Annotated in this window: 21 protein-coding genes; 9 read left to right on the top strand and 12 right to left on the bottom strand. The window is 43.0% G+C overall.

The genetic code is table 11. The annotated features are described in order from the left end of the window. Positions 1-365 precede the first annotated feature (365 nt). From ettA to L4C39_RS13390, 3 genes are all read left to right on the top strand, one after another. A complete protein-coding gene (gene ettA, locus L4C39_RS13400; protein ID WP_429746344.1) occupies positions 366-2033 on the top strand; it encodes an energy-dependent translational throttle protein EttA in 1668 nt (555 codons plus the stop codon). Between the two features lie 228 nt (positions 2034-2261). After that, entirely contained in the window at positions 2262-2633 is a 372-nt protein-coding gene (locus tag L4C39_RS13395) for a PilZ domain-containing protein (RefSeq protein ID WP_017053106.1), read from the top strand. Between the two features lie 65 nt (positions 2634-2698). Beyond that, entirely contained in the window at positions 2699-3724 is a 1026-nt protein-coding gene (locus tag L4C39_RS13390; protein WP_017053107.1) for a M23 family metallopeptidase, read from the top strand. 112 nt (positions 3725-3836) lie between these two features. Here L4C39_RS13390 and tyrA read toward each other — a convergent pair whose 3' ends face one another. From tyrA to nagZ, 3 genes are all read right to left on the bottom strand, one after another. Beyond that, positions 3837-4964, bottom strand: a complete 1128-nt coding sequence (gene tyrA, locus L4C39_RS13385; protein ID WP_171756179.1) for a bifunctional chorismate mutase/prephenate dehydrogenase — start codon at positions 4962-4964, stop codon at positions 3837-3839. Between the two features lie 17 nt (positions 4965-4981). Continuing rightward, positions 4982-6049 (bottom strand): 3-deoxy-7-phosphoheptulonate synthase, encoded by a 1068-nt coding sequence (locus L4C39_RS13380; protein WP_113799344.1) that lies wholly within the window; start codon positions 6047-6049, stop codon positions 4982-4984. Between the two features lie 246 nt (positions 6050-6295). Then, positions 6296-7285 carry a beta-N-acetylhexosaminidase gene (gene nagZ, locus L4C39_RS13375; RefSeq protein WP_429746341.1) on the bottom strand — a complete coding sequence of 330 codons (990 nt, stop codon included), beginning with the start codon at positions 7283-7285 and terminating at the stop codon, positions 6296-6298. 121 nt (positions 7286-7406) lie between these two features. On the opposite strand from nagZ, the gene L4C39_RS13370 reads away from it, so the two are divergent. Then, positions 7407-8570: an anhydro-N-acetylmuramic acid kinase gene (locus tag L4C39_RS13370; RefSeq protein WP_429746366.1), complete on the top strand. Its 1164-nt coding sequence runs from the start codon at positions 7407-7409 to the stop codon at positions 8568-8570. Between the two features lie 9 nt (positions 8571-8579). Then, entirely contained in the window at positions 8580-9500 is a 921-nt protein-coding gene (gene murQ / locus L4C39_RS13365; protein WP_017053662.1) for an N-acetylmuramic acid 6-phosphate etherase, read from the top strand. A 71-nt stretch (positions 9501-9571) separates the two neighbouring features. Here the strand turns inward: murQ and L4C39_RS13360 are convergent, their stop codons facing one another. Continuing rightward, on the bottom strand, positions 9572-9949 hold the full coding sequence (locus tag L4C39_RS13360) for a DUF2799 domain-containing protein (RefSeq protein WP_084654873.1): 378 nt from the start codon (positions 9947-9949) through the stop codon (positions 9572-9574). A gap of 316 nt (positions 9950-10265) precedes the next feature. Here L4C39_RS13360 and L4C39_RS13355 point away from each other — a divergent pair, with 316 nt between their 5' ends. From L4C39_RS13355 to btsR, 3 genes are all read left to right on the top strand, one after another. Continuing rightward, positions 10266-11759 (top strand): carbon starvation CstA family protein, encoded by a 1494-nt coding sequence (locus L4C39_RS13355; RefSeq protein WP_017053664.1) that lies wholly within the window; start codon positions 10266-10268, stop codon positions 11757-11759. 174 nt (positions 11760-11933) lie between these two features. Then, the gene (locus L4C39_RS13350; protein WP_113799350.1) at positions 11934-13616 is read left to right on the top strand and encodes a sensor histidine kinase; all 1683 of its coding nucleotides are present in this window, start codon (positions 11934-11936) and stop codon (positions 13614-13616) included. 9 nt (positions 13617-13625) lie between these two features. Then, positions 13626-14357, top strand: a complete 732-nt coding sequence (btsR, locus tag L4C39_RS13345; RefSeq protein WP_113799352.1) for a two-component system response regulator BtsR — start codon at positions 13626-13628, stop codon at positions 14355-14357. 95 nt (positions 14358-14452) lie between these two features. On the opposite strand, the gene ispH is transcribed toward btsR, so the two are convergent. The 6 genes from ispH to murJ all read right to left on the bottom strand — a co-directional run bounded on the left by ispH (position 14453) and on the right by murJ (position 22135). After that, positions 14453-15409 (bottom strand): 4-hydroxy-3-methylbut-2-enyl diphosphate reductase, encoded by a 957-nt coding sequence (ispH, locus tag L4C39_RS13340; RefSeq protein WP_017053667.1) that lies wholly within the window; start codon positions 15407-15409, stop codon positions 14453-14455. Positions 15410-15453: 44 nt separating this feature from the next. Further along, entirely contained in the window at positions 15454-15885 is a 432-nt protein-coding gene (gene fkpB, locus L4C39_RS13335) for an FKBP-type peptidyl-prolyl cis-trans isomerase (protein WP_017053668.1), read from the bottom strand. A gap of 124 nt (positions 15886-16009) precedes the next feature. Further along, entirely contained in the window at positions 16010-16510 is a 501-nt protein-coding gene (gene lspA / locus L4C39_RS13330) for a signal peptidase II (protein ID WP_017053669.1), read from the bottom strand. Positions 16511-16594: 84 nt separating this feature from the next. Beyond that, the gene (gene ileS, locus L4C39_RS13325; RefSeq protein WP_429746337.1) at positions 16595-19453 is read right to left on the bottom strand and encodes an isoleucine--tRNA ligase; all 2859 of its coding nucleotides are present in this window, start codon (positions 19451-19453) and stop codon (positions 16595-16597) included. A 64-nt stretch (positions 19454-19517) separates the two neighbouring features. Beyond that, positions 19518-20465: a bifunctional riboflavin kinase/FAD synthetase gene (ribF, locus tag L4C39_RS13320; protein ID WP_429746335.1), complete on the bottom strand. Its 948-nt coding sequence runs from the start codon at positions 20463-20465 to the stop codon at positions 19518-19520. A gap of 107 nt (positions 20466-20572) precedes the next feature. Beyond that, a complete protein-coding gene (gene murJ / locus L4C39_RS13315; protein WP_429746333.1) occupies positions 20573-22135 on the bottom strand; it encodes a murein biosynthesis integral membrane protein MurJ in 1563 nt (520 codons plus the stop codon). Positions 22136-22397: 262 nt separating this feature from the next. On the opposite strand from murJ, the gene rpsT reads away from it, so the two are divergent. Further along, entirely contained in the window at positions 22398-22658 is a 261-nt protein-coding gene (gene rpsT / locus L4C39_RS13310; RefSeq protein ID WP_017053673.1) for a 30S ribosomal protein S20, read from the top strand. A 184-nt stretch (positions 22659-22842) separates the two neighbouring features. Here rpsT and L4C39_RS13305 read toward each other — a convergent pair whose 3' ends face one another. Beyond that, a complete protein-coding gene (locus L4C39_RS13305) occupies positions 22843-23139 on the bottom strand; it encodes an ArsR/SmtB family transcription factor (RefSeq protein WP_017053674.1) in 297 nt (98 codons plus the stop codon). Positions 23140-23229: 90 nt separating this feature from the next. Then, positions 23230-24120 carry a transcriptional activator NhaR gene (gene nhaR / locus L4C39_RS13300; protein WP_113799362.1) on the bottom strand — a complete coding sequence of 297 codons (891 nt, stop codon included), beginning with the start codon at positions 24118-24120 and terminating at the stop codon, positions 23230-23232. Positions 24121-24478: the final 358 nt, after the last annotated feature.

The following is a 24478-nucleotide window of genomic DNA, read 5'->3' as shown; positions in this document are numbered from 1 at the left end:
TTAGCGTATTTCTCAATACTGAGTGTGGCCCTATTGTTCGCGCTTTGTTTTGCGTCATACGCTCAATTCCCTTGTGCGAATTGTTATTAGGTAGCCTCTATTAACAACTCATACACATTCGAATGTAAAGCTAGAAATTGTAAATATATCCAAACTTGCATATCGATTGGCTTTTAGTGCAATCGGTCCCAGAAAAAACACACTATTTCTGCATACAACTTCACCACCTAGGCATGTATACCCGCAAATTTTCACCATAAAGTCTCGGTTCATAAACCGTAAAGTCTCGCCAGAAGGTAACAAAATGGTAGCGTTTGGTATAAAATGTCCGCTTCATAATTTGCAAACATTAGGAACGATCGGCAATGGCTGAATACGTATATACCATGTCTCGGGTGAGCAAAACTGTGCCACCTAAACGTCAAATTCTAAAAGACATTTCCCTTAGTTTTTTTCCTGGCGCTAAAATCGGTGTTTTAGGTCTCAATGGTTCAGGTAAATCCACCCTACTACGCATCATGGCTGGCCTTGATACAGACATTGATGGTGAAGCTCGTGCGCAAACTGGCTTGAAAGTCGGCTACCTGCCACAAGAACCTGTACTGGACGAATCTAAAACCGTTCGTGAGATTGTTGAAGAAGCCGTTTCTGATGTTGCAGGCGCACTGACTCGTCTTGATGCGGTATACGCTGCATACGCAGAACCAGACGCCGATTTCGACGCGCTTGCTAAAGAGCAAGGTGAGCTAGAAGCACTGATTCAAGCGAAAGATGGTCACAACCTAGAAACCGCTCTAGAGCGTGCTGCTGATGCACTTCGTCTTCCTGAATGGGATGCGAAGATTGAATTATTATCTGGTGGTGAACGTCGTCGTGTTGCGATTTGTCGTCTACTTCTTGAAAAACCTGACATGTTACTTCTTGATGAGCCTACCAACCACTTGGATGCTGAATCAGTTGCATGGCTTGAGCACTTCCTTGTTGATTACAGCGGTACTGTTGTGGCAATTACCCATGACCGTTACTTCCTAGACAACGCTGCTGGCTGGATTCTAGAGCTTGACCGTGGTGAAGGCATTCCATGGGAAGGTAACTACACCTCTTGGCTAGAACAGAAAGATGAGCGTCTGAAGCAAGAAAAATCAGGCGAAAGCGCACGTCAAAAAACTATCGAGAAAGAACTTGAGTGGGTTCGCCAGAATCCTAAAGGCCGTCAGGCTAAATCTAAAGCTCGTATGGCGCGTTTTGAAGAGTTAACAACTGGCCAATACCAGAAACGTAACGAAACCAACGAACTGTTCATCCCGCCGGGTGAGCGTTTGGGTGATAAAGTACTTGAAGTGAACAACCTTACTAAATCGTTTGGTGATCGCGTTCTTATCGACGACCTATCGTTCAGCATGCCTAAAGGCGCGATCGTGGGTATCGTGGGTGCCAATGGTGCAGGTAAATCAACGCTATTCAAGATGCTAAGTGGCGCAGAACAGCCTGATTCCGGTACTGTGGAGCTAGGTGAAACCGTTAAACTTGCTTCTGTGGATCAGTTCCGTGACAGCATGGATGACAAGAAAACCGTATTCCAAGAGATCTCTGAAGGCGCTGATATCATTAAGATCAACAACTTCGAAATCCCTGCACGTGCATACTGCTCTCGTTTCAACTTCAAAGGCAACGATCAGCAGAAAATCATCGGGCAGCTTTCTGGTGGTGAACGTAACCGTGTTCATCTAGCTAAACTGCTTAAAGCGGGCGGCAACGTACTGCTACTCGATGAACCGACCAATGACCTTGATGTTGAAACTCTACGTGCACTTGAAGAAGCGCTACTTGAGTTCCCAGGTTGTGCAATGGTTATCTCGCATGACCGTTGGTTCTTAGACCGTATTGCTACCCACATCCTAGACTACCGTGATGAAGGTCAGGTGAACTTCTACGAAGGTAACTATACTGAATACACTGAGTGGCTGAAAAAGACTGTAGGCGCTCAAGCGGCAGAACCTCATCGTATCAAATACAAACGTATGACTAAGTAATAAACCATTACGATAGAGCTTGTATTTTAATCAAAGGCCGCTATGATCAGCGGCCTTTGTGTATTGGTACGTTTGGCATAAATAAGAATACGTGATTAATTCGTTATTCATGTGGGCTTTTTTGATATCCGATTAATTGCCATAATCATTATTTGCTATGATGAGTATAAACCCAAATAATGTTGATTGATGAAATGCAATCAACCTACTGATACAGAGAGAAATATTATGGTTGAGCGACGTCGTTTTTCACGCATTATTTATCAAGCACCTGCGCTTATTTCACACGGTGAGTATGAATTAAAAACCACGATTAAAGACTTATCTTTACATGGACTACTGTTATCAGCAGAGCAAACTCCAGATCTAGAGATGAATTCGGCGGTCACCGTTTCATTTACACTGCCTGAAAGTGATATAACTATTCATCTTCAAGCGAAAGTTCTAAACACTCAAGACGATATAATTCGTCTAATCATTGATAATATTGATATTGATAGTATCAGCCACCTAAAAAGATTGGTTGAACTCAACGTGGGCGATGATCATTTACTGCACCGCGAAATAGAACATTTATCAGATCTAGGCGAAGAGGCTTAATCAAACGATTTTGCTATTGTCTGCCAATTACGTAGTCACATTAGTTAATATATACAAAAGTTAATATGTCCAAAAAAATTTCCATCATTATCCCTGCACAAAGCGGGGATCAAGCGTTTCATTTCGGTAAGAGATCAATATTAGCTATTTTGGCTACTTTAACGACCGTGCCTGCATTACTCGGTACTTTTTTGTACCAGCAATACAACGATAGCCAGTTAATGCAATCTGAAATGCATACGACTCAACAAGAGTTCGAAGCCGCCATTTCAAATCTAAAAACTGAAAAAAAGGCTATTGAAGCGCTTTATGAGGAACAAGTTGATACTAGCCACTCATTATCTCAATCACTTGAACAAAAAAATTCGCAAATCCATATTTTAGGAAAGCGCGTTTATGATGTGGAATCCGTATTAGGCTTGGCGGATGAAGACTTACTGACCAATGATAGCTCTTTAGAAGAGAGAATCGATGCCGCTGCCATTGATTCCGCCGTTCGCGCAACCATGTTTAGATTGATTCCAAATGATAGCCCTGTCACCTATCAGCGCATCTCCTCCTCTTATGGACGCAGAACCAATCCAATTAGCGGAAAACGCCATACTCATACTGGTATAGATCTGACTTGTAAGCGCGGAGAGCAGATTTTAGCCCCTGCGGATGGTGTCGTTGAAACCGTAAGGCCAAGCAAAAAAGGGTTTGGAAACTTCCTAACCGTTCGTCACTCATTCGGATTCATGAGCTCTTACGCTCACTTAAAAAGCTTCAAAGCCAAGAGTGGTCAGTTTGTCAGTAAGGGCGATGTATTAGCGACATGTGGTAACTCTGGCAATTCAACAGGCCCACACCTTCATTATGAAGTACGATTTCTAGGTCGCTCACTCAATCCACAATACCTTATGGATTGGACACCAGAAAATTTCAATTACGTATTTGAAAAAGAGAAGAAGCTGAAATGGGCTCCGCTGGTCAAATTGATTGATAACATGGTTCGCCTACAGATCAACTTAACTAATGCTCCGTATACTGACAGCAGTATCGAAACGGTATTGAGTGATGACGCAAATGATAAATCAAGCATCACTCGCTAATGCTAAATAATGCGTTATTTTAAACAATAAAAAAGAGCTGTATTTCACAGCTCTTTTTTGTCGATATTTATTTTCTATCTAACCTTATGTTCTATAAAGGCTTAAGAGCGAATCAAGCTCGATGAATCGCATCATTCGCTTGTTTTAATAAGTTCTGGCTCTCTTCCAAAAATTGCTGAGAGTAATCACCAAACCAATCACTGACTTGATTAAAGTTATCAACAAACGCTTCTTTATCATGCCCGTCGAGTACTTTAATGGCTTCACCAAAACTTTGATGGAAACGCTTAATCATGTCGATGTTATCTTGTGACGCGAGAATAATATCTCCGTACAGATTCGGGTCTTGACCAAACAACCGCCCTACCATTGCCAGCTCTAAACGATAAATCGGAGAGCTCAGTTTCAATAACTGATCAATATTTGGATTCTCTTTACTTAGGTGTAAGCCGTAAGCAAAAGAGGTGAAGTGGCGTAATGCTTGGATTAACGTCATACCATGATCGTGCTCACCCGCCTCAATTTGGCATAAACTTGCGCCCCAGATTGAAAACTGTTTCAGCAACCATTGGTAAGACTCTTCACCACGTCCGTCACAGTAAACAATCACTTGCTTAGCTAAGCTTGGTACATCAGGGCCAAACATCGGGTGCAAACCAACAACAGGGCCATTATGCACCGCTAACATGCTCTGCACGGGTTTCGATTTGATAGAGGTTAAATCACATAAAATACAATCGTCAGGCAAATTACCCAGTTTTTCAATCACACCTTCAGTCAAATGAATCGGTACTGTTACAACCACAAGACCAGCATCACTGAGTAGTTCATCCGCTTTATGCCAATCTTGGCTGCCAAGCACTTTGACGTCATAACCTGACAAATTAAACATTCGACCAAAAAGCCCACCAAGCTGACCATTACCACCAATGATCACTACCGAGCGAAGCTGTGGATTCAAGCACTTGAAGCCTGAATCTTTTTCGCTGGCGTAAGATTCACGCATTGTTCTGCGTAAAATATCTTCAATCAGTTGTGGTGGCACTCCTTGCTTAGCCGCTTCTTCGCGACGAGAAGCCAGCATTGCCGCTTCTCTATCAGGTGCATAAATCGGCAAACCATGCTCGCTTTTTACTTCCCCAACCTTTTCAACTAAAGCTAAACGACGAGCAAGAAGCTCAAGCATCTGTTTATCGACGGCATCTATTTGATCGCGTAATTCGTTTAATTCAACAGCCATTAACGTCCCTTTTATCTTTATAGACGGTTTTCTAAAAACGGTACTAATTCAGTATGAGCATGTCTTAATAGTGCCTCAGTTGCATCCCAATTGATACATGCATCCGTGATAGAAACCCCGTACTTCATCTCATTCAGAGGAATATCTGAAGGCTGATTTCCTTCGTTAATATGGCTCTCAATCATTAACCCAATGATCGATTTATTGCCTTCACGAATTTGATGAATCGCGTCTTCAGCGACAAGCGGTTGACGGCGAAAATCTTTGCGTGAGTTCGCATGGCTACAATCGATCATTAGCGAAGCATCTAGCCCTGTTGACGCCAACTCTTGTTCACATTCGTGTACTGAAACCGAATCGTAATTGGTCTGCTTGCCGCCACGCAAAATAACATGGCCATTAGGGTTGCCTTGAGTTGTCAGTAGTGCAACTTGTCCTTCGCTGCTGATCCCCATAAAACGGTGGCTAGAAGAAGCGGCTTGCATAGCATTGATTGCTGTACCTAAATTACCGTCAGTACCATTTTTAAAACCAATTGGCATTGAAAGGCCACTTGCCATTTCACGGTGAGTTTGCGATTCAGTTGTACGAGCACCAATCGCAGCCCAGCTGAAAGTATCAGCCAAGTATTGTGGGCTAATCGGGTCAAGCGCTTCTGTCGCTAGTGGGATTTCCATCTCAGCAAGTTCAACAAGCAACTCACGACCAACATGCAAACCATGCTCAATATCGAAAGTACCGTCTAGATGAGGGTCATTGATCAAACCTTTCCAACCAACAGTGGTACGAGGCTTTTCAAAGTAAACACGCATAACAATATACAGTTGGTCGCTAAGTTGCTCCGATAAGGCTTTTAGACGTTTCGCGTACTCTTTCGCGGCTTCAATATCATGAATAGAACATGGGCCACATACAACAAGCATGCGATGATCTTTCTTATGAATGATGTTTGCGATAGTTTGACGAGACTCTTGAATGAAACGACGAGCATTATCACTCAAAGGTAGTTTTGCTTTTAACTCCTCAGGAGTAATCAGTACCTGTTCGTCGATGATATTGACATTGCTTAATTCACTTTTTTGCATAACTCAACCTGTATATTTATTTTTACACCCAATATTTCCATTTGGGCTAACTATCTTTAAAAACACAATAACAGCTACAAAAACGATTGCAAGTGTAAACAATAAAAAACATTAAATGTAAAATTAAATTTACACTCATATTTTAACTCGCTTTATGGTGCAAATAGGATGAGAGTAAGTTTCATACATACAAAAAAGGCAATACTCAACATATCGCCTTATCTAAAATTATAGTGTGTCTATTTATCACTCACTGCCAAGCATTCGCTTAATCGTCTCTGAGGCCTCCTTCCATCTAGTATCTGAGTGAAGTGTAGATAAATCAAAGCTGTGTTTTTTAAGCAATGATTGCGCTAAAGGAACGTCTTGTATCGCTAATTGATCAAGAGCTTCAATTTGTGCATCTCGCTTATTGCACATCAACACCATATCGCAACCCGCATTCAAGGCCGCTTTTGCTCTGTCAGCCGGCCCGCCCATAATAGCGGCACCTTCCATCGTTAAGTCATCAGAGAAAACCAAGCCTTTAAAACCTAACTCTTGCTTCAACACCTTCTGTAACCAATATTGAGAGCCACTCGCAGGCTGATCATCGTAGTGAGAATAAACCACATGAGCAGGCATCATTGCATCTAATATCCCGGCTTCAATTTGTGCTTTAAATATTGCCATATCCGTTTCGAAGATGTCGTCTCTTGGATCGTAAGGGGTTTCTAAGTGGGAGTCCGCAATCACACCGCCATGTCCAGGAAAGTGCTTTCCTGTTGTCGCCATTCCAACCGACTTCATACCGTTAATGAATGCACTACTATGACGAACAATGGTCTCAATATCTTCACCAAACGCTCGATTGCCAATCGCTTTGCAGTCGTGACCTTTGTCCAATACAGGCGCAAAACTCAGATCAATATCGTGGGCAATCAGCTCCGCAGCCATCAACCAGCCAGCCTTCTCTGCTAATTGCTCACCATTATTCTTTGTCGCAAATTCTTGAGCGGCTGGGATAATCGAAAAACCGTCGCGAAAACGCTGTACTCGACCACCTTCTTGATCAACCCCGATCAGAATTGGGCGTTTTGCAGCCTTGCGGATCGCTTTATTCAACGCTGACAGTTGTTTGCTATCGTGATAATTTCTAGCAAATAGGATGAGGCCCCCAACCGTTGGATGCTCTAAAATTTCTCTGTCTTCAGCGGTCAGCTCGTAGCCTGCAACATCAACCCACAACGGTCCCATATTTATCCCTTTTTAAACCAAATTTCATACACTTCACGAGATTATTCCCTTTGAATTTGCTTTACAATGTTTTTAAACCAATCTTTGGAAGAGTTTAGGAATGCGGTTCAAGAGCTTAAGAATAGATCATAAAGAACTTTATATTGGCGTGATGTCTGGAACGAGTATGGACGGTGTTGATACCGCTTTAGTTTCCATTGAGGGTGCTAACATCACTCTACTCGCGCATGATGAATTTCCTATGCCAAGCGAACTGAAAGAACGTCTTCTTAAAGTCTGTATTGGGCAAAAAACCGATCTGATTGCGATTGGCGAACTGGACCACCAGCTTGGTCACCTATTTGCCGATGCCATACTGCAACTCCTCGAAAAATCGAACACTCAGGCCTCTGCGGTCACTGCCATTGGTAACCATGGGCAGACCGTGTTTCACCAGCCAACGGGTGATGCTCCATTTACCATGCAACTCGGTGATGCCAATATTATTTCGGCACGGACAAATATTTCGACTGTGGCTGACTTTCGCCGTAAAGATATGGCCTTAGGAGGGCAAGGTGCTCCACTGGTTCCGGCCTTTCATCAGCATATTTTCAACACACAAGATTCAACGGTCGTGGTTCTGAATATCGGCGGTATTTCAAATATTTCCGTACTTCCAGCGCAATTAAACCCTGAACATCCGAGTGACATCAATTTTGAGCCTAGCGTTATTGGATATGATACAGGTCCTGGCAATATGCTTATGGATGCATGGATTAAAAAGCAGCGCGGGGAGCAATATGATCATGATGGGCAATATGCTCAAAGTGGGCAAGTCAGTGAACCATTACTAAACCAACTGTTAAGTGATGATTATTTCACTCAAGCCGCGCCCAAAAGTACCGGAAGAGAGCGGTTTAATTTACCTTGGTTAGAATTACAATTAGCCCACCACTCACTTACGGGTGAAGATGTACAAGCAACACTACTGGAGTTCACTGCGGTTTCAATTGCCAATGAAGTGTTGCGTTATCAAGTAGGAAATAAGCCCGAACTGTTAGTTTGTGGCGGTGGCGTAAGAAATACGTTTCTCATGGCTCGCCTGCAACAGTTGCTTCCAAATTGGATAGTAGCTTCGACACAAACTAAAGGTATTGATAGTGACTATATGGAAGCGATGGCTTTCGCATGGTTAGCTCATCAACGCATTCATGGCTTACCAAGCAACTTGCCACAAGTAACAGGAGCAAGCCGACTTGCTTCTCTCGGGGTAATTTACCCTATCGATCCCTGTCATGTGGATTAAGGATATTTAATGACAAACGACGCTCTACTTTCAGCGCTTTCACAATTAGTGTCTGAAGGACGTAACCCTGAGACCATGGATATCGATTTGCTTTCGGCGCATGAAATCATCCAACGGATCAATCAACAAGATAAACAAGTTCCCATCGCGGTCGAAAAAGTGATTCCAGAGATCGCGCAAGCCGTTGAAAAAATTACTGCTGCTTTCAAGTCTGGCGGGCGTTTGATCTACATGGGAGCCGGAACCAGTGGCCGCTTAGGCGTGCTCGATGCTTCGGAGTGCCCACCCACTTTTGGCGTGTCAGATCAAATGGTGATCGGTTTAATTGCCGGTGGTCCAAAAGCCATTCTAAAAGCGCAAGAAGGGGCGGAAGATTCACTGGAACTCGGTGAACAAGATCTCAAAAACATCCAATTTAATACCAACGATGTTGTGGTTGGGATCGCGGCAAGTGGTCGCACACCTTATGTAATTGGAGCTTTGGAGTACGCGAATGACATTGGAGCCACAACCGTTGCACTCTCTTGCAACCCAAACTCTCCTATCGCGGATATCGCCAACATCGCGATTTGCCCAGTCGTAGGCCCAGAAGTACTGACAGGTTCGACACGTTTGAAATCTGGAACCGCACAAAAACTCGTACTGAATATGCTCACGACCGCCAGTATGATCCGCTTAGGTAAAAGTTACCAGAACTTGATGGTCGACGTGAAGGCAACAAATGAGAAGTTAGTTGCGCGCGCCGTCAGGATTGTCATGCAAGCGACCGACTGCCCAAAATCATTAGCTGTGATTACACTGAAACACACAGACTATGATGTCAAACTGGCAATATTGATGATCTTAACGGATCTCAACTTAGACGAAGCGAAAGAACAATTAAGCCATCAACAAGGGTTCTTACGTAAAGCGGTAGAGCAATCTAAATAACATCAGTCATCCATAGTTAAGCAGTCATGTTGACTATGGATTTGGCTATGGATGATTAAGAATGACCGGCTCTAATTATTTGAATCTGCCCAGCCACGTTGCCATTCCATTCGGAATCGTTGGGCTTCCTCTGTCCCTTCACATACTCCCTCATAATTAAAACCCGACAAACCAATCTGATACGCATGATCAGGATTACAATATTCCGCCACACCTTTTAAGTAACCTTGGTCATAATCGGCTTGATTTGCCTGCCCAAACTTATTCAACGCACTATAACTGCGTTGAGTCTGGCCTCTTAAGCCATCACGATATCCAATTTCAGACCAATCTCCATCTTCTGCTAACTGCTGTGTCGATGCCGCGCATCCCGCCAAACCAATTAACAGGCCAACTACTATTGTTTTTCTCACACTCAATCCTTTGTAGTACTCATTTATGGTGCACATTAATTTTCAATCGGGCTCAACAGAATCACCGTATTTTAGCCAAACTTAGACGTTTAATATCTAAGAGGTTCACCCGCTCAGAATAAGGTTAGTTTACCAAAACTCTTCGCAGACAATCATAATAATAATCCACTTTCATATCACTGACGATTTCTCGAAATAGCCAAAACCACTTAACGTTAATGGCTACCACTTAATTCGCTATTCCACCACTCACCTTAGAAGCGCATGACGTGAGCGAGTGGCAGTTTTACTATCTCATACGACAGACAAACTTAACCTGAATTCGGAATACAAATAGAAGGGATAACAAATTATGATGTGGTTTCTAACTTGTGTGGCCGCACTAATCGGTGGCTATTTTATTTACGGTGCTTTCATTGAGAAAGTATTTGGTATTAATGAAAACCGCCCTACACCAGCAATAACAAAACAAGATGGTGTGGATTACGTACCAATGTCGACCAAGAAAGTCTATTTGGTTCAGCTACTCAACATTGCAGGCGTTGGTCCAATTTTCGGCCCTATCATGGGTGCGCTTTACGGCCCCGCGGCAATGCTATGGATTGTCATTGGTTGTATCTTTGCCGGTGCCGTTCATGACTACTTCTCAGGTATGCTCTCTATTCGAAATGGCGGCGCATCAGTACCTACCATCACAGGTCGATACCTAGGCAATGGCGCAAAACATTTCATGAACATTTTTGCCATTATTCTACTTCTACTTGTTGGTGTGGTTTTCGTTTCAGCGCCTGCTGGCATGATCACTACTTTAGTTAACGATCAAACTGATATCGCTATGTCGATGACAACGATGGTCATCATTATCTTCGCTTACTACATTCTAGCTACCGTGGTTCCGGTAGACAAAATTATTGGCCGTTTCTACCCATTCTTTGGTGCACTGCTGATTTTCATGTCTGTCGGTCTTATCACTGCCATTGGCTTATCAGATGAACATACGATCTTAGGCGGCTATGAAGTGAGCGACATGTTCACAAATATGAACCCTAACGATCTGCCACTTTGGCCTGCTCTATTCATCACTATCGCTTGTGGTGCAATCTCTGGCTTCCACGCTACCCAATCTCCTTTGATGGCGCGCTGCATGGAAAACGAAAAGAATGGTCGCTTTGTCTTCTACGGAGCAATGATTGGTGAAGGCATTATCGCGCTGATCTGGTGTGCACTTGCCTTGTCTTTCTTCGGCTCAGTAGATTCTCTTGCAGAAGCGATTAAGAATGGCGGTCCGGGTAACGTCGTGTACAGCGCTTCATTTGGTCTGCTTGGTGTATTTGGTGGCGTGTTGGCTTTCCTTGGTGTGGTCATTTTGCCTATCACTTCTGGCGATACCGCTTTCCGTTCAAGCCGCTTGATTTTGGCTGAATACTTCAACATGGAACAGAAAACACTGCGTAACCGTTTATTTATGGCACTGCCTCTGTTTGTTCTTGGTGGAATCTTAACTCAAGTTGATTTCGGTATCATCTGGCGCTACTTCGGTTTTGCTAACCAATCGACAGCAGTGATGATGTTGTGGACGGCTTCAGCTTACCTACTACGCCACAATAAACTGCATTGGGTTGCGACGGTTCCAGCGATATTTATGACCACTGTTTGTGTGACCTTTATTCTAAGCAATAGCCAACTCGGTTTCGGCTTACCAATGACGGTTTCAACCATTGCAGGGATTGTGACGGCACTATCCGTTACGGCTTATGTGATTAAACGTTCAAAAGGCAAAGGTGACGACTTTGCTGATGAAGATGAAACATCCGATAAAACTAAAGCTGTCACTGAAACAGCATAAGCGTCAACGTTACCTTCACTTGCTAAATTAAGAAAAAACCCATCTCCGTGATGGGTTTTATTTTATCTCTTAAAAACAAAAGGAGAGCGATTCAGTCAGTTTTAATCACGAAAGCTCAACACATCCTAGTAGTTTGCTTTAAAATACACCCTATATCTCCCCTAGGTGACAATTATGGAATTGGTTTTATCTCTGCTTCAGCAGATGTGTGTTTACCTTGTACTGGCCTACATGCTAAGTAAAACACCCATTTTTTTGCCTCTACTGAACATCTCATCTCGTTTCAGTCATAAGTTCAGTTGCTACGTTTTATTCTCCCTTTTTTGTATCATGGGCACCTATTTCGGTTTGCAGATCAACGATGCGATAGCCAATACCAGAGCCATTGGCGCGGTAATGGGCGGGCTATTTGGAGGCCCAATTGTCGGATTTGCTGTCGGTCTAACTGGCGGAATACACCGTTATACATTAGGTGGATTTACCGATGTAGCTTGTGCCATTTCAACGACAGCTGAAGGCTTAATTGGCGGACTACTGCATATTTACTTAGTGCGTAAAGATAAGAGCGAGCAACTGTTTAATCCGGTGGTGGTATTTAGCATCACTCTGGTTGCGGAAATTGTTCAAATGCTGCTGCTTCTATTGGTCGCTAAACCTTTCGACCAAGCTTATGCTCTCGTCTCTGATATTGCAGCACCAATGATCATCGCAAACTCCGTTGGTGCAGCCCTTTTCATGAGTATCCTTCAGGACAGGAAAACCATTTTTGAAAAATATTCAGCCACTTTCTCACGTCGAGCACTCTCAATTGCAGATAGGTCAGTTGGCATTTTGCACACCGGGTTCAACTCCGAAAATGCAGAAAAAATTGCTCGTATCGTTTACGAAGAGACTAACGTCGGCGCTGTCGCCATCACAGATAAAGAGAAAATTCTCGCATTTGTCGGCATTGGCGATGACCACCATAAACCCAACACTGTCATATCTTCTCAATGCACCCTCTCCTCTATGGAGAAAAACGATATTATCTATTTAGATGGAACCGAAAACCCTTACCAGTGCTCAATTTCTTCTGAATGTAAACTTGGTTCAGCACTCATTATCCCTCTGAGAGCAGGAAGCGAGGTGGTTGGTACCATTAAGTTGTATGAACCTCGTAGGAAACTCTTCTCGACGATTAATATGTCGATGGCTGAAGGGATCGCTCAACTTCTTTCAAGCCAGATCCTTTATTGTGACTATCAACAGCAGCAGACCTTACTCACTCAAGCGGAGATCAAATTGCTACACGCACAAGTTAACCCGCATTTTCTGTTTAATGCACTCAATACCATCAGTGCGATCACGCGCCGAGATCCAGACAAAGCACGAGAACTCATACAGCACCTTTCACACTTCTTCCGTAGTAACTTAAAGCAGAATATCGAGACGGTGACGCTGAAAGATGAGTTGGCACACGTCAATGCATACCTAACCATAGAAAAGGCGAGATTTACCGATAGGTTAGAGGTTGAATTTGATATCGAGCCTAGGTTACTGGAAGTCAAAATCCCTAGTTTTACTCTGCAACCTTTAGTCGAAAACGCGATTAAACACGGTATTTCAAATTTACTGGAAGGTGGCTGCGTCAAGATTTATAGCCAACAATGTAAGCAGGGCTATCAAATTGTGGTGGAGGATAATGCGGGAGCTTATGTTAAACCGGAGTCTGATCACTCAGGGTTAGGCTTAGATATTGTGAGTAAACGTCTCACCAATAAGTTGGGCCGTGACATAACACTAAAAATAGAAGTAAAACCACAGCACTACACTCGAATGAGCTTTATCATTCTTCCTTCAAATCAAGCTGACCATTAAGGCGATTGAATGTTAACTGCACTTGTCATAGATGATGAACTTTTTGCTCGGGAAGAGCTTGCAGAGTTACTGGCACAAACGGGCGAAATTGATGTCGTCGATCTTGCAAGCAACGCTATCGAAGGCCTACAGAAGATCAACAGTTTGAAACCTGATGTGGTTTTTCTCGATATTCAGATGCCTCAGATTTCAGGTATCGAACTGTTGAGCATGCTGGATCCTGACACCATGCCAACGGTGGTGTTTGTGACGGCTTTTGATCAATACGCAATACAAGCTTTTGAAGATAATGCTTTTGATTATCTTTTGAAACCTGTCGATCCTTGCCGCTTAAAGAAAACCGTTTCTCGTCTCGTTAAAGTTGCCCGTTTTAACGCTCAATCCGAGCCACAAAACATCGCTGCGATTGCCCCCACGCACTTAGACCAGATTCCTTGTGTTGGACATAATCGTATTATGATCATTGCTACAGAAAACGTTGAATGTGCCTATAGTGATATCAGTGGTGTGCATGTTAGAACGCAAAACCAAACCGCATCGACTCAGTTAACGCTGAAAAATTTGGAAGAGAAAACTGACTTGATCCGGTGTCACCGCCAGTATTTGGTCAGCATAAAAGCGATTAAAGAGATCAAACTATTGGAAAATGGATTGGCCGAGATCCTCACACTGACGGATTATGAAATTCCAGTCAGTCGACGGTTTTTAAAAGCTCTGAAAGAGACCCTAGGGATCCAGTAGACGTTTTGATACGTTTAGATCAGATTCAGTCAATTTAAACCCATAAAAAAGCGACCTCAAATAGGGTCGCCTTTTACAATCATAATGAAATGCAATTAATCAATCTGCTTGATTTGTAACTCTTTTGGCACTTCAAAGAACATATTCTCTTCACGACCAGAGACCTCTTCAATGCTCTGAGCACCGAGTTCTTGAATGCGATCTAGGATCTGTTTCACCAACTCTTCAGGTGCCGATGCCCCCGCCGTCACACCTATTTTCAATTTAGCCTCAAACCATTCAGGGTTAATATCTTCAGGGCAATCAATTAAGTAGCCTGGAGTGCCTAGCTTTTCAGCTAACTCTTTCAAACGGGTAGAATTTGATGAGTTTTTAGAGCCGACGACAACGACTACATCAACGTCTTCCGCTAGTTCACGAACCGCATCTTGACGGTTTTGAGTCGCGTAACAAATGTCATCTTTACGCGGCCCTTGGATCTCAGGGAACACTTCACGCAACTTCTCAATCACGTCAGACGTTTCATCTACAGATAGGGTCGTTTGGCTCACATAGTGCAAGTGACTCGGATCGTTGACGACGAGTTTCTCTACATCTTCTGGCTTCTCGACTAAATACATCCCACCCGTTTGGCTGGCGTACTGCCCCATTGTGCCTTCGACTTCTGGATGTCCAGCGTGACCAATGAGCACCACTTCCATATTCTTACGGCTTGCACGAGCCACTTCCATATGCACTTTGGTCACCAGAGGACAAGTCGCATCAAAGACCGTAAGCTCTCGCTCTTTAGCTTCTTGTCGAACCGCTTGCGATACACCATGAGCTGAAAAAATCACAATATTATCGTCTGGCACTTCATTCAGTTCTTCGACAAAAATGGCACCACGCTGTTTTAACCCTTCAACCACAAAACGGTTATGCACCACTTCATGGCGAACATAAATTGGCGGCTGATACAGTTCAAGTGCGCGCTCAACGATACTAATGGCACGATCCACTCCGGCACAAAAACCTCGTGGATTGGCTAACATGATTTTCATTTCATTGCTCATGGGTATTATCTTATTTGGTCGGCTATTTTACGTTAAACGATGAGTTACTCAACAGACAAAATTTCAACTTCAAAAGTGACATCTTGCCCTGCCAGTGGATGGTTAAAATCCACCGTCACTGAATCGCCCGCAATATCAGCGATGATACCAGGAATTTCCATACCATCCGGCCCACTAAACGCCATGATAGTGCCAACTTCAACCTCTGCATCTCCAACAAATTTAGCTCTGTCCATATGATGGATATTGTCTGGGTTTGGCATGCCAAAAGCATCTTCAGCTTTAAGCTCTATCGCTTGCTTCTCACCCACTTGAAGCCCGATTAAACACTGCTCAAAACTGTCACTTAGGCTACCATCTCCGATAACAAGTTTCGCCGGCTTATCCATGCTATGTGTACTATCAGCAACAGAACCATCACTCAGTTTAATCGTAAAATGCAGGGTTACTGCGCTCTCTTTCTGTATTGTTGTCACGTTGGTTCTTCCTTGGGTCAATTTAATGTTCGTTATTGTTTTTATACGTTTAACTTAAATAACAAAAAGCGCCGACCGAATCAACGGACAGCGCTTAAGGTTATTCTAATTTTGAGCGAGGCGGTTACTTTGCATCGTCTTTTTTACGAAAACCATCAAGGATGATCATCGCAGCGCCAACACAAATCGTAGAGTCCGCTAAATTAAAGGCCGGCCAATGATACGTTCCCCAAAAGAAATCAAGATAATCGACAACAAAACCATGAACAACTCGATCAAATACATTGCCGACTGCACCACCAATAATCATGGCGTAAGCAATATTGTTCCATTTATCTTTTGCAGGTAACTTACTCATCCAATAGGTGAGCATTGCCGTTACAGCAAAAGCGATACCAGTAAACAACCAACGTTGCCAACCCGCTTGATCACTCAAAAAGCTAAACGCAGCACCGTAGTTATGAACATACAAAAAATTAAAGAAGGGCAATACTTCAATGCGATTCGCCCAGCCATAACCAATGTTATCCATCACGAATAACTTGATGCTAATGTCGGCAATAAAGATCAGTACAGCAAGCCATAACCAACGAACACCAGACTGTTTCAATGTTACTTCTGTCATTCCAAATCCTAAAAACAACCCCAGTAAATACTGGGGCTGCTAAATAGATTAAAAGTTCAATGCAATCGTAAATAATTGAATTGGTTAAGCGTATTTACGCTCTTCACCTTCACCAGATACGTTTGTTGCACAGCGACCACATACTTTCTCGTGACCTTCGATTGTGCCGACATCTGATGTATGGTGCCAACAACGATCACACTTCTCAGCTTCTGTTGCCGCGACTTCTACGAATAGACCTTCAACATCAGTAGCGTGTGCACTGTCTGTTTTTTCGCTTAGCGCTTTCACTTGTGCTTTAGACGTTAGCAATACAAAACGCAGTTCATCTTCTAGCTTGTTAATGGCTGCCGCTAGAGCATCATCAGCGTAAAGCGTCACTTCAGCTTGAAGTGAACCACCAATGGTTTTCTCTTTACGAGCATCTTCTAGAAGTTTGTTTACTGCGCCACGAACGCCTTGGATTTCAGTCCAAAATTCGTTGTTCAGAGCTTCTTCTTCAGATAGAGCAACCAAACCGTCAAACCATTCGCCAGTGAATACAAACTTATCACGTGTGCCTGGCATTTCGTTCCAGATTTCATCAGCAGTGAATGACATGATTGGAGCCATCCAACGAACCAATGCTTCTACGATGTAGTAAAGTGCTGATTGACAGCTGCGTTGAGCGTGTCCGCCCAATTTCGCAGTGTACTGACGGTCTTTGATTACGTCTAAGTAGAAAGAGCCCATTTCGATAGAGCAGAACTGCATAAGACGTTGTGTTACGCCGTGTGTGTTGTACTCACCGTATGCTGCAACAATCTCTTCTTGTGCTGCGAATGCACGACCCACAGCCCAACGATCCAGAGCAACCATCTCTTCAACTGGCACTAAATCAGTTTCAGGGTTGAAGCCGTTTAGGTTTGCTAGGAAGAAACGTGCTGTGTTACGAATACGACGGTAAGCATCCGCTGAACGCTTAAGGATTTCATCAGAAACCGCAACTTCGCCAGTGTAGTCTGTTGAAGCAACCCACAGACGCAGAATATCCGCACCTAGTTTGTTGGTTACATCTTTAGGCGCGACAACATTACCGATAGATTTAGACATCTTACGGCCGTTACCATCTACCACGAAACCATGCGTAAGCACTTGCTTGTAAGGCGCTACGTCTTTCATCGCGATAGATGAAATCAGTGAAGACTGGAACCAGCCACGGTGTTGATCTGAACCTTCAAGGTAAAGATCAGCGCTGTGAGTTCTCTCTTCATTAGGGAAGTTGTACTCTTCACGAGAATCCACAACAGAGAAGTGCGTCACACCAGAGTCGAACCATACGTCTAGCGTATCCATGACTTTTTCGTACTTATCAGCGTCTTCTGCGCCCATAAGTTCAGCTGTGTCAACATCCCACCAAGCTTGAATGCCTTTCTCTTCAACAAGCTTCGCTACTTTTTCAATAAGCGCTGGGCTATCTGGGTGAAGTTCTGACGTCTCTTTGTGAACGAACAGAGCAATTGGTACACCCCAAGTACGTTGACGAGAGATACACCACTCAGGGCGACCTTCAACCATACCTTCGATGCGGCTTTGACCCCATTCAGGCAACCACTCAACACTCTTAATTGACTCTAGTGCTTTTGCACGTAGGCCAGCTTGATCCATTGAGATGAACCATTGTGGTGTTGCACGGAAAATGATTGGCGTCTTGTGTCTCCAGCAATGTGGGTAGCTGTGCTCATAAGCGTGGTGGTGCAGTAATGCGCCTTTCTCTTTCAATACTTCTAGTACTGAATCGTTCGCTTTAAACACGTGCTGACCAGCAAATAGCTCTGTATCTGGTAGATAAACACCATTTGAGCCAACTGGGTTTGCGATTTCTAGGTCGTATTTTTTACCAACCACGAAATCTTCTTGACCATGGCCAGGAGCGGTATGAACCACACCAGTACCAGAATCAGTTGTTACGTGATCACCCAGAACAGCAGGAACCGTGAAATCGTAGAATGGGTGGTTGAATTGAGTAAGCTCAAGATCCGCACCGCTTGCAAAACCAAGGTTATGGAAGTGTGCAATACCAGCACGATCCATCACATCTTTTGCTAATTCAGAAGCCACAATAATACGTTGAGCCGCTTGCTCTTCCGTTGCTTCGACTTGAACCATTACGTATTCAAGATCTTCACGCAGACAAACTGCACGGTTAGCCGGTAGCGTCCAAGGAGTTGTTGTCCAGATAACAATAGAAAGCTCACCTTCACCAGCGTGATCGCCAGCCAGAGAGAATTTACCTACTGTTGCAGCTTCGTCTGCCGCAAGGAATTTAACGTCAATTGATGGCGATACTTTATCTTTATATTCAACTTCAGCTTCGGCTAACGCACTGCCACAATCTGTACACCAGTGAACAGGTTTGAAACCTTTCAGTAAGTGACCTTGATCAGCGATTTTACCAAGAGAACGGATGATGTTCGCTTCAGTACCAAAGTCCATAGTGCGGTATGGCTTATCCCACTCGCCCATGATACCTAAACGTTTAAAGCTCTCTTTCTGACCTTCAACTTGAACAGCAGCGTACTTACGGCACTCTTCACGGAATTCAGAGGCTGTGATCTTCTGACCAGGCTTGCCTTTCTTCTTCTCTACCATCAATTCGATTGGTAGACCGTGACAGTCCCAACCAGGGATGTACGGTGCATCAAAACCAGAAAGGGTCTTAGATTTAATAATAATGTCTTTAAGAATCTTGTTCAGCGCGTGACCAATATGAATATCACCGTTAGCGTATGGAGGGCCATCGTGTAATACGAAAGATTTTTTACCTTTCTTTGCTTTACGGATTTCACCGTAAAGATCTTCTTTATACCAACGCTTAAGCATTTCTGGTTCGCGATTGGCTAAGTTGCCACGCATTGGGAACCCTGTTTCAGGTAGGTTCAGGGTATCTTTATAATCACTCATCGATTCTTAATTCCGTTATATTGGGCGAAGTTTAGACATTATGCTAATCGGTGGAATTGTCCGATTAACGTTTAGGCTGAAGCAACCACACCCTTGCGGCTTCAGCATCCAATTCTATTTGTTGCTTAAGAGCATCAAATGATTCAAATTTCTTTTCGTCGCGTAATTTATGCAAAAGCGTTACTTCTAACTGCTTACCGTATAAATCCGCGCTAAAATTAAATAAATGTACTTCTAGTTGCTGACGAACGCCATCAACTGTTGGCCTTTGACCTATATTTGCTACCCCACCGACAGGCTGTTCTCCAAGACCTAATGCTTGAACAACATACACCCCTGACACTGGAGATACACAGCGTTTTAATGGGATATTCGCGGTTGGAAAGCCAATGGTTCGGCCTAATTTTCGACCATGAGAAACACGACCATTAATACTGTATTCTCGGCCAAGCATCTCAGCCGATGCTTTCATGTCATCTGCGGCTAATGCTTCTCGAATGGCGGTGCTACTGACTCTTTTCTGTAAGCCATTATTTTTAAAACAATAACTTTGAGTACTCACGACCTGAAAACCAAACTCCTCTCCTGCTTTTTTGAGCATAGAAAAGTTGCCTTCTCGGCCTTTACCAAAACAAAAATCATCACCAACGACTAGAAATTTAACACCCAAACGAGTGACCAACAAGTCACGAATAAAGGCTTCTGCCGATAAATTAGCAAAGTACGCATTAAAATTCACACAAAGTAAACGATCTATATCCAGCTTGCTGAGCTGTACATATTTATCACGCAATCGAGTTAGTCTCGCCGGAGCTTTGTCTTTAGCAAACAATTCCATTGGCTGAGGTTCAAACGTCATGACTACCGAAGGTAAACCTAAAACATCTGCTTGTTCAGACACTTGGCTTAAAACTTCTTGATGTCCCAAATGAACACCATCAAAGTTACCGATAGTGAGTACACAGCCATGATGCTGCGACTTTATATTATGAATGCCTCGGATCAATTCCATTTGAATTAACTAAAAACCTATATTTATCATTAAACACTGTATGAAACCGACGGATTATATACTAATTGTTACGTTTCCACTATTGCTCAGTCAGCATCCAAAAACGCTTAATCAGTTCCCACTTTTAAGTCTTTCAAGCGCAAACCAAGAAGTAACACGGTTAATAGATAAGAACCCGCTCCCGCTGCGATCAAATAAACAAGGGTGAGCACTCTCTGGCTAAAGTTCCACATCAACCAAAGGGACATATCATCAAGCAGCCAAATCACCGTAGCGACCATAACACCACCAGCAACCATTAACCGCGCGACAAACAGTAATGTTCTCTTTGTGAGGCGATACACGCCCTGAATATGCAGACCTCGATACAAGAGCGCCATATTGACAAAAGCAGAGAGCGCCGTCGCCATGGCAAGTCCAACATATCCATAGAGTGATGCAAATATGGCGTTAAATACCATATTGGTCACCATCGCAATAATGCCATATTTAACGGGTGTTTTCGTATCCTGACGTGAGTAATAACCGGGAGCAAGCACCTTAATCAGCATGAAATTAAGTAGGCCGGATGCGTAAGCAAGGAGAGAAAGAGAAGCTTGTTGGACATCATGAGGAGAAAACTCTCCACGCATAAACAGAACCATCAACATGGGTTTTGCCAATACCATCAGCCCTAGCATTGCTGGTACCCCAAGAAGAGTCACCATTCGAACCCCCCAATCCATCGTGTGGGAGAAGCCTTCACTTTGAGCATCAACATGTTTACGCGATAACGCAGGCAGTATGACGGTCGCAATCGCGATACCGAATAGCCCTAAAGGAAATTCGAGTAAACGGTCTGAGTAATAAAGCCAACTGATTGATCCCGTTGCGAGAAAACTGGCAATGAAAGTATCAAACAACAAATTGATCTGGCTTACCGACACACCAAATAGCGCTGGGATCATTAATGTGCGAATTTTTACCACACCCGGATCATGCCAACCCCATTGAGGTTTAACCAGCATGCCCGCCTTGATAAGAAATGGCAGTTGAAAAAGAAACTGTACTAACCCACCTAAAAAAACTCCAATCGCTAATCCAATTTCTGGCTGTTCTAAGTTAGGCGCAAGAAAAAGCGCGCAGCCAATGATCATCACATTCAGAAAAACAGGCGTAAATGATGAGACGGCAAACTTACCAAGTGTATTTAAGATCGCTCCAGATAACGCGACAAAAGTAATAAACCATAAATAGGGGAACGTTATCTTCAACATGAAGCTTGCTAACTCAAACTTACCGGCATCCGGTCCATCGTTTAGCCAGTCAATAAACCAACCCGCTCCAAACATAGCCGTTACGACCCCAGAGCCTAAAACGCCGATTAACGTTACGATAGTGACAATGACACCTAATGTACCCGACGCCCTCGCGATAAGTTCTCTAGTCTTATCTTTATCTCCAGAGGCGTGATATTCCGTTAGAACAGGAACAAAAGCTTGAGAAAACGCACCTTCCGCGAATAAGCGACGTAAAAAGTTAGGAATTTTATTAGCAAAGAAAAATACATCGGCACTTGCCCCTGCTCCCATTAAATTGGCTACTACCACGTCGCGAACTAAGCCTAGAACACGAGAAATAAAAGTCATCGCACTTACAATCAAGCCTGACTTTAATAGTCGTTTACTCACAAAAACCTCGGAATGCTATCAATGCTATGTCATTGAGTTTGCGTCATGTTGATGACTATCGTCGTTCAACTATCATATTTATTAGCATTGGTATAAAAATGCTGTTAGAATCCCCGCCATCTTAACCGCGATAACCTTTCCATACCAAAGTTTGTTTGGTTCAGGTGGGTTTTTGCACAAATCATTTGACATTTAAGCGCCTATGAGGGATAGTCCTCGCCCTTAAATTGTCACCGAACTAAAGTTTTTGGGAGTTAGACCCTTGGCAAACTGTAAATCTGCTAAGAAGCGCGCTATCCAAGCTGAGAAACGTCGCCAGCACAATGCTAGCCGTCGTTCTATGATGCGCACTTACATGAAAAAAACAATCGCAGCTATTGAAGCTGGCGATAAAGAAGCTGCAACTGCTGCACTAGTAGAAGTTACACCGCTTCTAGACCGTATGGCGACTAAAGGCCTTATTCATAAGAATAAAGCTGCACGTCATAAGTCTCGTTTCACTGCTGCAATCAAAGCTCTTTAATAGAAATTTGATTCTAGTGAACGAAAAAAACCGGCTTTTGCCGGTTTTTTTATATCTAAATTTTATAGCCGTAAACAAAACCTCACCTTCAGACTGCATCATTAAATATTTAAACGATAAAAAAGGCTGATATTTTCATACCAACCTTCTCTCATTGATCACGCTCTATGGCGACTATCTAAAATTAGTCCTGACAGTAAAGTCCATGAAGCAACTCAATCATCGCCTTCACTTCTTTACTACTTAAGCTGTAGTAAACCGTCTGCGCTTCTTTACGAGTATCAACCAAGCCATCTCTACGCAACCACGCTAGGTGTTGTGATAATGCAGATTGACTCAATTCTAAATTACAGCACAACTCACCGACAGAGAGTTCTTGATTGTGCAATAAACATAAGATTTGCAAGCGTCTTTCATTCGCCATGGCCTTCAGCAAAACAACCGCGTTCGCAGAGTTTTTTTCCATCTCTTCAAGGTTCATGTACTACCCCTGTAAAATAAAATAAGTGTAACTTTATATGTTTTTATAATAATTCGATGATAATCCATTTACTGGCGATAATAAAAGCGATCATTTAAACAATTGACTAAAATCGGCGTCACATACATTTTTTACGGCTGGATGTTGGATCATCCTTTCAGCAAAAATGACATAATATTCTTCTTTTAGCTCATCCATATGCCCTAATAACTGCAATGTACGCTCATCTTCTATCTCGTTCATATACAAGCTTGGGGCTAAGAAAATCACATCTTGGTGGTAGCGTGAAAAAGCTTTCATTAAAGCAACATCATCAAATTCACCTAAAATATTAGGCTGAAGCCCTTGGCGATCAAACCACTGTAGAACTTTCCGCCCCATTGATGTTCGGCTCCCAGGGATGAGCAATTTGCGTTCTTCCAAAACAGCTGGAAAACTCACATTTTCCACATTACCCGTACAGAAGAAGCTCATATTTGTTTCACCAAGCTTCTTACTAAATAAACCCGGGATCTTGCCTGAATCAACCGGACAGTCAGATAAAATCATATCCAGTTTATGCTGAGATAAACGTTCTAGTAACATTTCATGAGTCGACTCAAAGCAACGTAGGTGAATGCTGTCATCATCAGGAACAGTAGTCATTAAGATTTTACTTACCACTCGCTTGGAGAGCGCATCCGCCACCCCTACCTCAAATAATATGTTGGAGTGCTGACTGTAGTTAACAATATCAAGCATTTCATAGCTCAAGCCGAACATACGATCAGCGTATTTAAAAACCAGTTGCCCAAGCTCTGTCGGTTCGATACTACGACCATTACGCTTAGTCAGTTTCCCATCCATACGCTCTTCGAGAGCTTTAATTTGACCGGTCACTGTTTGTGGCGTCAAAAACAGTGCATCCGCCGCTTTCGTTACTGAGCCTTGTTTACACACCATCCAGAAATAATATAGGTGGTTATAGTTTAAATGAGACATTGTTAGCCATCGTGCTAGTCATTTGAGTATGCCTTTATAGCAAATGTTACATCACACAACAAACTATCGGAAATTACGACCAGTTCAAACTAATTCCATACTTTTCCCGAACAATGATGTTCATATTTAAAATAAAAAAGTAATAGGAATGCCATTAAATTGAAATTAATTACTCGATAGACATCTAGACACCTCAAACAATTTACGCTTTAAAAACCCTTAATATCAGCAACTTAAAGCCAAAAATTACAAGAAAAATGAATATTTCCTGAGAATTCATACAAAAAACTTTCTTCGCCACATAAGTGTCATATTACTGAAATATTTAACCTCTAACATCGCGGACAGATTCAACAAT

Source organism: Vibrio clamense (genome assembly GCF_050337905.1).
Lineage (GTDB): Bacteria > Pseudomonadota > Gammaproteobacteria > Enterobacterales > Vibrionaceae > Vibrio > Vibrio cortegadensis.
Note: the sequence above shows the minus strand (reverse complement) of the source record. Positions and strands in the feature narration are given on the sequence as shown.